We start from the raw sequence: 14013 nt of genomic DNA, 5'->3' as shown, positions 1-14013 counted from the left end.
ACATATATTTTATTGTAAACTTGTGCCATTATAACCACCTCCATTTCGGATCAATTTCTATTTTTGTGACGTTCCCTGTCCAGCTGATGCGATTCTCTCCCACTTCAAATCGCGGGAAGTCCATGGCAGAATATTTATTGTTTGCATTGGTTGTCCCTTTATAGACCTCCATCATTTCGCTGTCAATGGTGATAAATTCATCTACAGAAGTCAGACCATAATTAGTATCATTAATTGTCAGCGCAATGTCTCCTGTGCCATAGACGGTTATTGTGGGCTGGGAATAAACGGTACCTTTGTTATTAATTGTACTGGCAGTTGTCAAAGTCACGTCATCAGCGTGAGAATTTACAGCTCCCACAGAGTATTTGAAAGGAAACACCTTAAATTGCACCAAAAATGAGTTATATAAATAAATCACATCGGAAATGGAAATGGCATTGCTTACCCTTGCCCAATACACCTTATCCGGCTCTGTGGAAAGGATTAAATTCCCATGCCCATTCAACCAAGCCGCAATTTCACCTAGTTTTTTCACACCCCTTGTGCCACACGTCACAGAAAGGGTATACCCCTCGTAAGTCCCCTCGTCTATGGTCAAAACTCCGTTTCGCCCGGGAATTGTAATTTCCTCTTCTCTGGGCTTTGGCTTCACAATATCGGGCATAGCTGAAATCAAAATCCCCATATCCTTGCTGTTTTTTCCTTTAAAAATAAAATAAGGCTCCAGAATTATGCACCTCCCGTCGCCGATACTTTTTGTTTACGGTAAAACTCCGCTTCCTGCAATAGGCTTGAAACAGAGCCTTTCCCGTCATTTACCATCTTTTCAATTTTTAACACAAAATCGCCGCCATTATTATAAGTAGAACTATTCACAACACTTGAAGTGTTCAAATAAGAAACGTTTTGGGCCGCCTTGACTTGAGAATTGCCAATATCCAGCATCATTTTGTCTGTATAGGCTTGCAGTTCCTGTGGGTTGTATGCATCATTCATGCCCTTAATAATGCCTTGTGTCAAAGGCTTTCCAACTTCCCTAGCCGCTCTTTTGGAAGGGCTGGCGGTCTCGGTTGCTCTTTTCAATTCCTTGATAATTGCATCTGCTATACTTTTTGCTGTGGCAACGGCATCACTCCGTTTGCTCTCCATCCCATTAACTACACCTTCCATAGCATCCACACCTACATCTTGGCAAAGGGAAGGAATATCGCTCAAAGCCTTGTTCATTTGGGAAGTAAAGTCCTCATCCAAAGACTCCAGCTCTTTATCATAAAACTTCGCTGCGATTTCCCTTACTAATTCCTGCTTCTCCTCCCATGTTTTAGAATATTCGGAAAAAAAATCATCACTTTTTGAAAGTAACTCCTCGCCGAAATCCATCCCATCTTCTACACCCATCCCCAAAACTTCATCAAACAGCCCCTGGGAAATTCCTTTTTCCTGAAGTTCGTCTAATATTTTTGAATACTTCTCCAGATCTTCAATTTGCTGATCTATTTTTCCAAGATGAACCTCTCCATCCACATTAAAAGTAAATAAATCCCCATACGCCGAAAGTTTTTCCTCCATGCGTTGCTTTTCTTCCATAATGGCATTGTATTGTTTTTGGGCTTTTTCTGTAATTTCCTCAATTTTAGTTTCCACCAGTTTATAGGCCTCATCCGCCCCATCTTTGAGCGCAACCTTATAAACCGCCATTAATTCTTGAGCAGCCTTTCTGTATTGGGGGGCAGCTTTTTTGTTTGCCGCAACAAAGGCATTTACATTGCTATCCACCTGCCATTCCATACTTGAAATGGCAGCAGAGGTTTCTTCATCCATTCCCTCTTTCATATATTTTAAGTAGAGTGCTCCTAAATCCCTATAGGAAACCGCTTTTTTCTTTGCCTTTTGAATGGATGCTTCAGAAATGGAACCAATGGTTTTCTCCAGTTGGCTCATATTTTTTTCTACCTGAATAGACCTTTGATTCATACTTTTTTCCGTAATATTTGTTAAGCCCAAGGCAAGGTTGGTTATTTTTTCTAACTCTTTGGTAAATGATGTCGTAAACAAAGCCACCTTACTTTCCGTGCCTGATATTGTGGATGCAATGGCTTTAGAACTAAGATTTGCTAGACTTTTCATATTGCTAACGCCTTTTTCGAAGCCGCTTTCGTCTATCCTTGTCCCAAAACTCAAATATCCATCATAATTGTATGCCACCTGTCTCACCTCTTTCCTTACAAATTATAATAATCCTGTTAAATCTCCTCCAAACAAAAGAGCATTTTCAATGGCAGCCATCTTTTCGTCTTCTCCCTTGGAAAATGGAATCCGGTAAAATTCCTTCATCTTGCGGTAAAATTCTTTTTGTTCCTTTCCCATATTCTCGGAAATTTCCATAGCGCGATATCCCATAATTTTGCAAAATGCTGTATCTTCACGAAGTCCTTGAAACAGTGACCGGAATTTCCACCAATGAAGTTCACATACCTCTGTCAAATCAATCCCATATTGCTCCAAAAAAGCACTGTAAATATAACCTGCATCATGTTCAAAAGAATAAATCCGATCCCGTTTTCTGCAATTGACCCTTCCCCTGTAGCATTTTTCTTTCTCTCCTAAACAGTAAAACCACTGAATTCCATCCAGGGCCTCTTTCCAGTTTTCGGGGATCACAGGATAAAATAAACGTAACGCAATAAGGGGCTTTTCAGCCCCTTTTACCCCTTCATCCAGCATTAATAATTCGTATAATATCCCCACACGAAAATCCCAGCGAATGGGGTATTCCTTTCCTTCAATGCATAGCTTCTCAGGCAACGGATCAATTAAAAGATTCATACTCTTTCAATCCTTTCCGCATCATAGGGGGATTTTGTTTGTAAAACTTTCATATATTCCTCCACTAAAAAAGTATAAATATCTCTGTGGAGTATGATGGTATCATCGCTTTCAAAAAGAGAAACAACCTCACCGGGACTGCCTAAAAACTCTCCAATTGCCTCTTTTAATACGCTTTTTTCTTTTTTTATAATTTCAAAACACGTTACATCGTTAGAATTATCTTTTGCTTTTTCCTGTATTTTCTCAAGTTCCGCCTGAACCTTTTTTAGAATAAAAGTAATATCATCTCTGCCAAAATCAACGGAATATATTTTTTCTAAAATTCTTAGCTCACGCTTGGTATCTCTTTTTTGAAAAGTATTCAAAAAAAAACCCCCCTTTCCTTCATCCCTTAAGCTGTTTTAACAAACGTCTTTGTTGTTGTGTTGAACGTACCATAAATAGGATCACCCACACCATGCAACGTCCCTGTTACCTTTACCGCCTCGCCGCCTGCACCGGTAATCCCCGTCACTGCCACGGCAACCTTAAATTTTCTTGCTTTGAAAGTATTGCTCGTTGCTTCATCGGGCTGAAAAAGCTCCACGCGAACATATTCCAACTCAGCATCGGCCCCAATTTTTTGATTTCGTCCGATATTATACAACGCCATAACCGCTTCCTCCGATGCAATCAAATCCGTGTCGAAAGGAAACTGTGTCTGATAGTTTTTAATCTGACTTGACTGCGCTTTTTGATGAATATAAGTTTTCCCGTCCGTCTGCGCATTTGGATTTTCATCCAATGTATTAAAGCCCACCCCCATTAATGCAAAGCTGGGAGCATCGGTAGTATTTGTATTCAAATAATCCGCAATTTGATTTCTCATTACTGTTTCATTTGTCATAATTCTTCTTCCCCTTTCTGAAAGTAAATCAACCTACATTGTATCTGGTATCTTGCTATATTTTCCCTAGCATCAATCACATAACCATCTCCCTCAGCCTCAATTCGTAAAGGCTGACAGCTATCCCCTAAATCGGGTAACTCCTTTTTTTTGCTCTTTTCCTTTAGCCAAGCAGCAAATTTTTCATAAAATCCGCTGTTGGCAAGATTTGTATCTACATCATCGCTGTATTTCTCCACACTGCCAAAAGTAAAAACAAACTGACAAAGGGCACTGCCGTCGATATATGACTTTACCTCTTTTTTAGCAGGAACACCATCGATACTGTATTCCGTAGGGCAAATCCCAAGGTAATCCACATGAATTACCCCTTCTTTTAATAAGGGACAAGTGCAAAAAAACTCCCGAATCATTTCGGTAATACTTTTCTCACCCATTAATTTTCCCCGCCCCCTTTAAAATTTCATCTGTATATTGAGCCTTCATACGTAAAAACCAATATGCCCCCCGCAAAGGTGCCCCTTTAAAGTGAAGTTCCCTCTGCGTTAGCATTTTTTTCTCCCCGCTTCTTGCCCAGGTTGAGCCGGTGCTTGGACAAATCATTACTTTCCCATAGTACAAAAATTTAGCATAAGGCACATTATAAACAATTTCTCCATTTTTCGCATACACATTTCTTTGCAAAGTTCCTGTATTAAAAGGAGTAAACGGCGCCATGAGTCGAAGAGCTTTTTGGTCTATATACTGCTGTATTCTGCCGTCTACCCCTAATCCCTGTTTCTTTTTCAACTTATCCAAATTTCCAAAACTCACTGAAAAGCTCACTTTGCTACCACCTCCCAGTGCTGTAAGTCCTTGTTGCCATAATCAAAGGTGTTGACACATAAAATAGTTAAACTTTTTCCCGAGGATATTCCCCGCATAATTTTATCCTCAGGGCGCAGAGTAAAATGATCCGTGGGATTTTCCTGAAATTCCTCTGAAGCACAAAAATTCCGTTTAAATCCTGCTGAAAAAGGAATAAAAATATGTACCTCATTTTCCTCATAAAATCCGTCTTGGGTAAGCTTTGCTCCAATTTTCTCCTGCCAAAAAATCCCATAAATCACTGTGGGCTGAAAAATATATTTGCGATATATGGGATCGTAAAACCTATTAAACACCGTACATGATTCACTTGTATTCATTCCCTACACCCCCAAATATAAAAGCCCCGTATGGATTAAGTATCGGCAAATGGCTGTAGACAGGCGTTCCGCCTCGGTCGGCGTGTTGGTAACACTGGCGGCATAGTTTATAGATATCTTTCCCACGCTCTCCGCCACAACGCCGCCCCCTTCTTCGTTTATTTTTATGGCCTCTGCCACGGCACAGCAGGCCTTTTTCACCAAATTCTCTTCATCATTGTAGGAGGCAGCTCTCCCAAAGGTAGCCATGTCAATATATTCTGATGCCCGTTTTGAAAAACGTTGAAAGTCAGCCAGGGGGATGGCATTTCCCCCGTAGCTGTCCTGATAAAATTCATAGGTTGCATAAGCCATTGCCTATTCCCCCTCTCTTATTCTCCAACATCCGAACCATCTGGAATCGAAAATTGTTCCGCCTGCATCTTTTTTAGCTGCCCCATTTCTTTTTTCAAAACTTTGTTATCCTCCGTAACCTTCATTTTTTCCTTAAGAACCTTCCCCACCTCAGCTTTTAGTTTTTTGTTTTCCTCCACTAGGAGAGTACTTTCTGCGTTCTTACCGACCTGCTTTGTGCCTAAGCCAACTGTTTTTGCCATAAACCAAGCCTCCTTATTCTTTATGAGATAAATAAATACCTGCCACTTTATTTTTGTAAACATCCACAATACCATATTTGCGATATTTTACAATATAACTATCCGCATCTGGGTTTCCTGTAGGATCAATGACGTCCCCCACAACATGCTTGTCGAATTTAATCACCGCCCCCTTATGTACAATCATAAAGTTAATGTCCTTCCCGTCCGCAGCTTTTTTGTAATGTCCTAACTCTTCCCCCGTGGTCTTACCGTCCAAAAGGTCAATGGCTGTATAAAAGCGGCTCTGGGGCACCTTTCGAATCACTTCAAAACTGGTTAAAACCTCTTTTGATTTTGTGGTGTCTAAAGCCATTACACTGTTTAAAAGCGCATGGGTTGCATATAAAATTCTGCCTTCTTCGGGTACCTCATCCTCATCCATTTTGCTCTTTGCCGCCATCAATGCCTCTAAAAAGGCCTCAGCAGTTGCGTAAGTAGCAGCAGTTGTAACAGAAATCCCTTCTGTCGCTGCCAAAGTCGCAAAAGTAAAGGCATCGGCCTCTGGAGCAACCTTTTCTCTTTGCAGTGTTGCCCCTGCCATATGAAATGCAACCTGGAAGGTTTCAGCATCATCCATGGCATCAATAGAAAGTTTTGTCCCTCTGTCATAATTAAATGTGGCTGTTTTCCAAACCACATCAACGGATCCGTTGGTATAACCGCTGTTTCTGTCGTAGTTGCCTAATCCGGAAACACTAATTTGAGGGTACAAAATTTCGTTTGCGTTTGCCCCCGCTTTCATCATGTTGTTGTCACTGATTAAATCTGCTGTTACCGAAACACTTTTGTAAACCTCATCAATTAAATTTGTATAATTTTTCGCCAATGCAATTGCCATAACCTATCTCTCCTTTCAATCCTTTAAAGTTAATCCCATCAGTGCTCTCATTTTGTTTTCTTCCACATTGGACATACTAACACGCCCCATGCCGACCATTTCAACGGGTCTGTTGGGATTTAAAAAATAATTTTTGTCCTTAGTCAATTCGTCTAAAATTTCCTGGTCCTCTTTACCTTTGTTTACCTCCATAGAAACGGCAGCCTTAAACTCAGCAAAAACAGCCTTTTCTGTCAGTTCATCCCGCCATTTGTGTTCACCTGTAGCTTGTTCAAAACGGTTTTTCAAATAAGCTTCTTGGGCTGCTTCTTTTTCTTTGCGCAGTGCCGTTTCTTTCTCCATAGCAATTTTTCTCTCTAACTCTTCCAACCTTTGTCTAACATCGCCATTTTGAGAAGTTCCCTCCTGAAGCTCTGAAAGCTGTACTTCCAAGCTTTTCTTTGTGTTGTTTAAAGCGTTAAAATCCCCTCTTGCCACAAAATTTTTGCCAATTCCATCCGTTATTTTCTTTTCTAACTCCTGTGCATTTTCCAAACCTCTTAATATTTCTTTTAACCATTCCATAATTTTTCTCCTTTCATCCTTTTGTTAATATGCAATCATTTAGACCCTATCCTTTTTATCCGGCCAGTCCCGGTATTGAGCCGCCTTGTTTTATCCCTTGGCAAGGGTACGTTTTTTTCCCTTTTTAAGGCAATAAAAAACAGGCCTGTTTTACGTCTATTACCCAAAGACAAAAGTCAAAACCTTGAGGACTCCTTACCCAAACCCCTGCAAGGAACACTGTCCCTTTACCCTTTTTCTGAAAACCTTCGGTTTTCAATCGTATTAAAACTTAAACCTTTTCAAAATTTCATAGGGTTTGGGCTAAGGTTCCAAAATTCCACTAACCTTAGATGTCCTCCAACACCTTCTGTGCTTCATCTGCTGTTTCGTTGGGATTCAACCACTGCCGCAGTTCTACCTTACTTTTAACACCCAAATCCAAAGCATCTTTCAGCTGTCCCCAAGTTTCACTGCTGCTTTCAATCATTTCATAATCCCAATCAAAGCGAACGCCATATTCTCCCATTGGTGCTAGCTGGTAGTAATTTGCTAAAACATTGCAGGCATACAGATAATCCCTCATTCCATACTCCACCGTAAGACGAATATCCCCAATCATTGTGTAAGTATCATAAATCCCCGCTTTAATTTCCGTTGCGGTCGCCCCTCTGGTTTCCGGCACCGTTAAAATGCCTTTGCTTGTGCCAATGCTTTTTTCCAAAAGTCCGAATAAATATTGTAAACGCTCATAGTAACTGCTGTGACGTATCTCCGGGCTGAAAACTTCAATCATGTCCCCGTTTTCCTTACCATGGGCGGCAAAAAACACCTTGCTTGGCATACGGTATAGCCCTGTTTTCGGATCCTTTTGAAACATACGCTCATCGGCAAAAATCTTCACTTCCTTCAGCTTATACTCATCTCTGATTTGCTCAAAACATTCAAAAATTTCTTTAATCAAAGCATCACAACCATAAGTAATAGGCACGCCATAATCATCGCTAAATCTTCGGTTATCCACAGGAGATTGAAAATATGCAAATAATACACGGTCTACTCCTGCAATTGCTTGATCCTCAATGCCTGTCCATTGCTCAATAAAAGCATCATTTCCCCATTGATCCGTAACCTTATTGGTAATATATAGGGTCTCGTCCACCACCCGATAGTCTACCCATCTAAAATACTGTCTCTCTTTTTGCTTGACACTATCTGCCAAAACCGTTGCTCTGGTAATTCGGCAACCTTGCTTTTCATGAATAACCAAACGTTCCTGAGATAATAAATCGAATTGTATTTTTCCCAACCTAACATAAGGTACAATAATACATCCTCCCGTTCCTAGCATACGGGAGACCACCCGTTTCATCTGTCCCCAAACTTCTCCTAAGCATTGGTCAAGAAAAAATACCCTCTTATTGTTCCCCACCACATCTGCGGTGCTTTCGCTCATAGCTAAGGTTGAGAGCTTGTTGGCAAAAATAGCAGTGAGGTTCATTTCCTCCGTCGCTTCATATTTCTGGGTAAATTCTAAATTTTCCGTCAGTTGCTCTCCTGTTGTGTTTGTTTTGGCCACGCCAAAAATTCTTAAAATGTATTCCCAAACTGTTCTAAGCATCATAACCCCCCACCAATCTGTAAATATTGTATTCAAAGCTATATTCATCGGCATCTAAGATGTCAATATCACTGGTACCGTTATCCAATCGTTTGTCCTCCGAAAGCTGACTGTCCCACACCGCTGTAGTAAGTCCTCCTATAAGGTCATCGCACTCCCCTTCTACAACGTGGTATCGCTCCCCGCCCATAAGCAGTAAGGTACAACGAATTCTGTCGTTGATGGGGCGTTTGATGCTGTTGTAAATAGGATATGTGGTGTGCTGGCGATAACTGTTAATCATAGTTTGCTCGGCACTGTCGCAGTAAATCCCATCGGGATATCCATAATCACGGATAACGCCTTCCACAAAATCAATCAGTTCTCTTTCCAAAGCATGAAATCCCATTCCCGTAGCCTTAATACTCTTTGCCCGCAGCTTATACATATGATTATCAAAGGAAATCCCCGTGGCCACAAAAGCATGGTTAGATTTGTTTCCTCCAAAGTCGTGCCCAATGCCAATATAATCAAAACGTTTTGGCAAATCCCCCCTAGGAATCATGAATTTTTCAGGATTATCAGCAAATTCTTTGTATATCAATCCCTCCGCCAACGCCCATTTTCCTAATATATATCGGTCGTATAATACAGTCCCCCCGTATTCTTTTTTAATGTTTTTCACAAAAGCACTGCTCAAAAAAGGATTGTCGTCTAAAGTATAATTTTGCAAATAAATGTCAGCATCACTTTGCAAAAATTTATAAAACCAGTGATTCGGGCTCTCCGGATTGCAAGTTCCGTCAAAGCAACTGTAAGGCTTGTCCAATCGGCTCTTCAACATATGAAAAACCCCCTCGTGCCATGTCACCACCTCATCCCCATAACAATATTTAATGCTCGCCCCTCGAATACGATCCACTTGATTCTCCTTATCCGCTCCCAAACAATAACACTTTTCTCCAAAAAGCATAGCTGTATTGTCCGTATGAATATCAGAAACCAGTGAAGACGTAAAAATTTTTTGCAAAGGCTCAATAATATTTCGCTGTAATGTTCCCTTTGTGTTGCCCAGAATTACCACAAGCCCTTCCCTTCCTCTCACAGCACGAATCCTTCGGGGAATCATGTAATAATCCAGATAGGTTTTTCCAGAACGTGTTGCCCCCGATTTGATATTCCAGCGGCAGTTGGCATGATTCCAATATTCTTTTTGCTTACTGCTTAGCTGCATTGTTTATCCCCTCCAAAATACCGTCTAATTTTTCATAAATCTGTAAATCAAAATCCTCCCTAGCTTTATCGGCCCATCCTTGAAAATTATTGGTTAACGTAAATTTTGCCCCTTGCAAACCATCTTTGTCATAAAGGCGTTCTTCTGCATACCCTTCAAGCATAAGCCTTGCCCTGGCGATACTTTCGACAAATTTCCCTTTGTAGTTCAAAAAATCCTGTCTTGATAAAAAGCCAAGGGTACGGGCAAGGCCAGCAACCGTGGGCGGCTTTACACCAATCATTGTCGGCTCCCCATTTTTTTGATAAACCACATTGCCATACTCATCTCTCAAAACTTCTCCTCGGCATTTTATAAAATAATTTTCCGCCAATTCCTCTACCTCCTCCTTGTTTTTATATTGAGGCAAACCCTTTTTGCTGCTTTTTGGCAACAACTTCACCACCCTTCCCGATAAAAGTTTAATACTGCACTTTTACCGTCTTTTTTCGTCTTTATGCTGAATAGAATTTCCCTACAAACAAAATTCCCCATAAAAAAAGACACCCAACCTCCGGATGTCTTTTCATTTTTACCTTTTTGTATTAGATCCCATTCCCTCTTTTACCGAGTTATGGGTTCCATTTTGATTTTGTACCTTTTGAGAGCTTGTCTCATTGTTAAACGTATCTTTGCTTTTTTGCTCCTGTTGCCTTTTTCTCATTTTATCCACCATATCACCTCATTCTTAATTCTGACCATAAAAAAGTCCTTTGACAAAAACCACTGTTTTTCGAAAAATCTAATTAATTGATTCTGCCCGCCTTTTCATGTCCGTGCTTCGCTTTTCCTTGAATTTCAGGAACAGGGGGAACTTCGTTTTTTGGAAATTTGGTTTTGTGGTTACTTTCTGTTCCGTGGGATTCCTCAGGACTTGGTCGTCTCATACCTGCTTTCGCCATTTTTATCACCTCAAAAATAGTTTCCCGAAAATTGTATAGACTATGCATAAAAAAAATTTTTAAGAGTTGCCTGTCTTATTTACTTTTCCATGCTATTACTGTATCACGTCTATACGTCCCGTTTGTCCAAACTTTTACAATATTCCTATTTCACTTCAATTTTCCCTCAGTTGTCCACTAAGCAATCATTTTATATTCCATTTGTATAAATTCCAATTACAATTCTTTCTGGAAAATAGAAAAAAACCACCCATGACAAAAGAGCCATAGATGGTTACCCATGTACAAATAAAATATCACTTAAAAAAAGTATTTTACTTACTTTAATCCCACTTCCTCAAAGCCATGGGGCGTCCAAACCAATATCGATTGAAAACCAATTTCCAAGGCTAACTTAACAATTTCATAGAAATAGTATCCTAAGGAATTACCGTCATGGCTATCGCTGGAAAGAAGTATCTTTCCTCCTCGCCCTTTAATTTCTTTTAAAAAATCAACAGACGGATAAGCCTCGCTGCGTAATCCACGATAAATTGCTCCGGTGTTAATTTCAAAAGGCTTGTCATATGGAATTAAAGCCTCAATGGCACTGGTTCCATACCCTCGATATCTTCTATCTCTTGTATCAAAAAAAACGCTGTTTTCGTTGAACTTGGTCAGTAAGTCAAAATGTCCGATAATATCTGCCTTCGTTTTTTTCAAAACATCCGACACTGTTTCAAAATATACCTTTGCATAGGCATAGGGGTCTCCGCCAAATATCTCTTGAATATTCTTTTTTGTAATGTCTGCTCCTTCGTCTACCGACAAAAACTGTCCATCTTTTTTTATATAATGAACGGAACCTATGGCATATTCAAAATCTGAAATATCTTCTTGGGAATAAAAATCCTGTTCTACACCACAATAAATAGAAATTCTGTCTGCATAGGCTTTCTTCAGTCGCTGTATTTCCTTTTGATATTTCTTTACCCCTTCTTTGCTCATACAATAGCTCTCATCGAAATAAGTATAGCTGTGTCCGCTAAATCCTAAGGCCGCAAATTCCTTTTCAATGGCTGCTAAAACCATATTTTCAGGGGAATCCTTTCCATCACAAAAAGTAGTATGGGTATGAAAATTCATTTTGGGAATCATTTTGTCATCTTCTCCTGTTTCACCTTATGGTCTATCACATGTCTGGAAGCCAGCTCCCCTCGTATTTCATCCAAAGAAATGCCTGCTTCAACCATAAGTACCATGACATGATATGCTAAATCGGCAATTTCGTAGACCGTTTCCTTTTTATCTTCATCCTTTGCTGCAATGATAACCTCCGTTGATTCTTCCCCGATTTTTTTCAAAATCTTGTCTAAACCCTTTGCAAATAAATATGTGGTATAGGAGCCCTCTTTCTTTTCTGCCTTTCTGCCCTCAATTAATTCCATCAGGCTATCCATAGAAAAATCATGATATCCTTCTTTCATAAAAATAGGGTTATGAAAACAAGAATCTTCGCCCAAGTGGCAGGCTGGCCCCTTCTTATTTACTTCAACAGTCAGCGCATCCATATCACAATCTGCAGTAATGGAAACAATCCATTGTACGTTACCCGAAGTTTCCCCCTTACGCCATAACTCCTGTCTGGATCTGGACCAAAAACAGGTTCTGCCCTCGTCTAAACTAATCTGTAGGCTCTCCCGATTCATATATGCAAGTGTCAATACCTTTTTGGTTTTCGCATCGACTACCACCACAGGAATCAAGCCTTTTTCATCAAATTTTAATTCCTCTATATTCAGCATGGTTTTCTCTCCTTTACCTTCTTACAATAATTTTGTTTTCCGCCAAAGTTTTTTTCAAGTCTGGAATGGCAACCTCTCCAAAATGGAAAATGGATGCTGCTAAACCCGCATCCACCTTGGGCAAAGCTTGAAATAAATCAACAAAATCCTTAATACAACCCGCTCCCCCGGAAGCAATCACGGGTATGGAAACAATATCGCACACTGCCTCTAACATTTCCAGATCAAACCCTTTTTTTACGCCATCGGTATCAATACTGTTTACCACAATTTCCCCTGCACCCATTTTTTCGCATCGTTTAATCCAATCAAGCGCCTGCATGCCTGTATTTTCCCTGCCACCCTTGGCGAATACCATAAACTTTCCATCCACCCTTTTCATGTCAACGGAAAGAACCACGCATTGATCTCCATATTTTTTTGCCGCTTCCAAAACAAGATTGGGATTTTTGATTGCCCCGGAATTTACACTTACCTTATCCGCACCGCATTTTAAAACACGGTCAAAATCCTCAAGGGCATTAATACCCCCACCAACGGTAAGGGGAATAAAAATTTGTGAAGCAACCTCCCGTAAAATATTGGTAAATAACCCTCTTCCCTCCACCGAAGCCGTAATATCATAAAAAACCAGCTCATCTGCACCGTTGTCGCTATAAAATTTCCCCAAGGCAACGGGAGAGGATACATCGGAAAGCCCTTCAAAATTGATGCCCTTCACCACTCGTCCGTCTTTTACATCTAAACAAGGGATAATTCTTTTTGTAATCATAAGCTTGCCCCCTTTGTTAAATCAATGGCTTGCTTCAAATCAATATTTTTTGTATATAAGGCTTTCCCTAAAATCGTACCGTAAATCCCCATTTTTTGTAATTGTGCCACATCCTCCAATGTGGTCACTCCACCCGAAGCCACAATATCCACACTGAACTTTTCAGACATTTCCTTATATAATGCTAAATTGGTACCGGCAAGCAACCCATCCTTGGAGATATCCGTGCAAATAATGGTTTTTACCCCCATTTTTTCAAGCTTCTCACAAAAATCAAAGCAACTTTCCTGAGAAAGCTCTGTCCACCCTTTGACAGCTACCTTTCCATCCTTAATATCCACACCAACGGCAATTTTTTCTCCATATTTTTGAACCATTTCCTTTAAAAAAGCAGGATTTTGAACCGCCACTGTACCTAAAATTATACGAAAAACCCCTGCATCCAAATATTTTTGAATGGTTTCTTCCGAACGGATCCCACCACCCACTTCAACCAACAGGCCGCTTTCTTTCACAATTTCTCGAATTACTTCTAAATTTGGGGTACTTCCATCCTTCGCCCCCTCCAAATCCACTAAATGCAAATAGGTTGCCCCTGCTTCTGCAAAGGATTTCGCCACAGCAACAGGCTGTGTACTATAAACCGTTTTCTGGGCATAATCCCCCTTCACGAGCCTTACGGCACACCCTTCAATTATATCAATCGCAGGAAAAAGCTTCATAAAGTTCCTCTCTTTCTATTCGTAAAAACACAAGAC

20 protein-coding genes are annotated in these 14013 nt (G+C 40.3%); all 20 read right to left on the bottom strand.

Annotation, left to right across the window (positions count from 1 at the left end; translation table 11 throughout):
* Positions 1-28 precede the first annotated feature (28 nt).
* Positions 29-715 (bottom strand): distal tail protein Dit, encoded by a 687-nt coding sequence (locus tag P9Q65_RS12055; RefSeq protein ID WP_304509675.1) that lies wholly within the window; start codon positions 713-715, stop codon positions 29-31.
* A 17-nt stretch (positions 716-732) separates the two neighbouring features.
* Positions 733-2208, bottom strand: a complete 1476-nt coding sequence (locus tag P9Q65_RS12050) for a hypothetical protein (protein ID WP_304509674.1) — start codon at positions 2206-2208, stop codon at positions 733-735.
* Positions 2209-2232: 24 nt separating this feature from the next.
* On the bottom strand, positions 2233-2829 hold the full coding sequence (locus P9Q65_RS12045; protein ID WP_304509673.1) for a bacteriophage Gp15 family protein: 597 nt from the start codon (positions 2827-2829) through the stop codon (positions 2233-2235).
* Positions 2826-3197 (bottom strand): hypothetical protein, encoded by a 372-nt coding sequence (locus P9Q65_RS12040; protein WP_304509672.1) that lies wholly within the window; start codon positions 3195-3197, stop codon positions 2826-2828. Before P9Q65_RS12040 ends, P9Q65_RS12045 begins: the two co-directional genes overlap by 4 nt.
* 26 nt (positions 3198-3223) lie before the next feature.
* A complete protein-coding gene (locus P9Q65_RS12035; RefSeq protein WP_304509671.1) occupies positions 3224-3718 on the bottom strand; it encodes a hypothetical protein in 495 nt (164 codons plus the stop codon).
* Positions 3715-4155, bottom strand: a complete 441-nt coding sequence (locus tag P9Q65_RS12030) for a hypothetical protein (protein WP_304509670.1) — start codon at positions 4153-4155, stop codon at positions 3715-3717. Before P9Q65_RS12030 ends, P9Q65_RS12035 begins: the two co-directional genes overlap by 4 nt.
* Positions 4148-4543, bottom strand: a complete 396-nt coding sequence (locus P9Q65_RS12025) for a minor capsid protein (protein ID WP_304509669.1) — start codon at positions 4541-4543, stop codon at positions 4148-4150. The genes P9Q65_RS12030 and P9Q65_RS12025 overlap by 8 nt, the downstream gene beginning before the upstream one ends.
* The gene (locus P9Q65_RS12020; RefSeq protein WP_304509668.1) at positions 4540-4905 is read right to left on the bottom strand and encodes a hypothetical protein; all 366 of its coding nucleotides are present in this window, start codon (positions 4903-4905) and stop codon (positions 4540-4542) included. Before P9Q65_RS12020 ends, P9Q65_RS12025 begins: the two co-directional genes overlap by 4 nt.
* A 3-nt stretch (positions 4906-4908) precedes the next feature.
* Positions 4909-5259, bottom strand: coding sequence for a hypothetical protein (locus tag P9Q65_RS12015; protein WP_304509667.1), 351 nt, complete (start codon positions 5257-5259; stop codon positions 4909-4911).
* 17 nt (positions 5260-5276) lie between these two features.
* Complete coding sequence (locus P9Q65_RS12010; RefSeq protein WP_304509666.1) at positions 5277-5501, bottom strand: hypothetical protein; 225 nt, start codon at positions 5499-5501, stop codon at positions 5277-5279.
* Positions 5502-5514: 13 nt separating this feature from the next.
* A complete protein-coding gene (locus P9Q65_RS12005) occupies positions 5515-6381 on the bottom strand; it encodes a hypothetical protein (RefSeq protein ID WP_304509665.1) in 867 nt (288 codons plus the stop codon).
* 15 nt (positions 6382-6396) lie between these two features.
* Positions 6397-6945: a phage scaffolding protein gene (locus tag P9Q65_RS12000; protein ID WP_304509664.1), complete on the bottom strand. Its 549-nt coding sequence runs from the start codon at positions 6943-6945 to the stop codon at positions 6397-6399.
* A gap of 328 nt (positions 6946-7273) precedes the next feature.
* Positions 7274-8548 carry a hypothetical protein gene (locus tag P9Q65_RS11995; RefSeq protein ID WP_304509663.1) on the bottom strand — a complete coding sequence of 425 codons (1275 nt, stop codon included), beginning with the start codon at positions 8546-8548 and terminating at the stop codon, positions 7274-7276.
* On the bottom strand, positions 8538-9758 hold the full coding sequence (locus tag P9Q65_RS11990; protein WP_304509662.1) for a terminase large subunit domain-containing protein: 1221 nt from the start codon (positions 9756-9758) through the stop codon (positions 8538-8540). The genes P9Q65_RS11995 and P9Q65_RS11990 overlap by 11 nt, the downstream gene beginning before the upstream one ends.
* Positions 9742-10200, bottom strand: a complete 459-nt coding sequence (locus P9Q65_RS11985; RefSeq protein ID WP_304509661.1) for a terminase small subunit — start codon at positions 10198-10200, stop codon at positions 9742-9744. The genes P9Q65_RS11990 and P9Q65_RS11985 overlap by 17 nt, the downstream gene beginning before the upstream one ends.
* 343 nt (positions 10201-10543) lie before the next feature.
* Positions 10544-10699 carry a hypothetical protein gene (locus P9Q65_RS11980; RefSeq protein WP_304509660.1) on the bottom strand — a complete coding sequence of 52 codons (156 nt, stop codon included), beginning with the start codon at positions 10697-10699 and terminating at the stop codon, positions 10544-10546.
* 318 nt (positions 10700-11017) lie between these two features.
* On the bottom strand, positions 11018-11836 hold the full coding sequence (locus tag P9Q65_RS11975; protein ID WP_304509659.1) for a histidinol-phosphatase: 819 nt from the start codon (positions 11834-11836) through the stop codon (positions 11018-11020).
* Complete coding sequence (gene hisIE / locus P9Q65_RS11970) at positions 11833-12483, bottom strand: bifunctional phosphoribosyl-AMP cyclohydrolase/phosphoribosyl-ATP diphosphatase HisIE (RefSeq protein ID WP_304509658.1); 651 nt, start codon at positions 12481-12483, stop codon at positions 11833-11835. Before hisIE ends, P9Q65_RS11975 begins: the two co-directional genes overlap by 4 nt.
* A 13-nt stretch (positions 12484-12496) precedes the next feature.
* Positions 12497-13255, bottom strand: a complete 759-nt coding sequence (gene hisF, locus P9Q65_RS11965) for an imidazole glycerol phosphate synthase subunit HisF (protein ID WP_304509657.1) — start codon at positions 13253-13255, stop codon at positions 12497-12499.
* Positions 13252-13977: a 1-(5-phosphoribosyl)-5-[(5-phosphoribosylamino)methylideneamino]imidazole-4-carboxamide isomerase gene (gene hisA, locus P9Q65_RS11960; protein WP_304509656.1), complete on the bottom strand. Its 726-nt coding sequence runs from the start codon at positions 13975-13977 to the stop codon at positions 13252-13254. Before hisA ends, hisF begins: the two co-directional genes overlap by 4 nt.
* Positions 13978-14013 lie beyond the last annotated feature (36 nt).

Origin of the sequence: Anaerotignum sp. (assembly GCF_030625865.1) — a bacterium.
In the GTDB taxonomy this organism is placed as follows: domain Bacteria; phylum Bacillota; class Clostridia; order Lachnospirales; family Anaerotignaceae; genus Chakrabartyella.
This window is presented reverse-complemented; position numbering and strand designations above follow the sequence as displayed.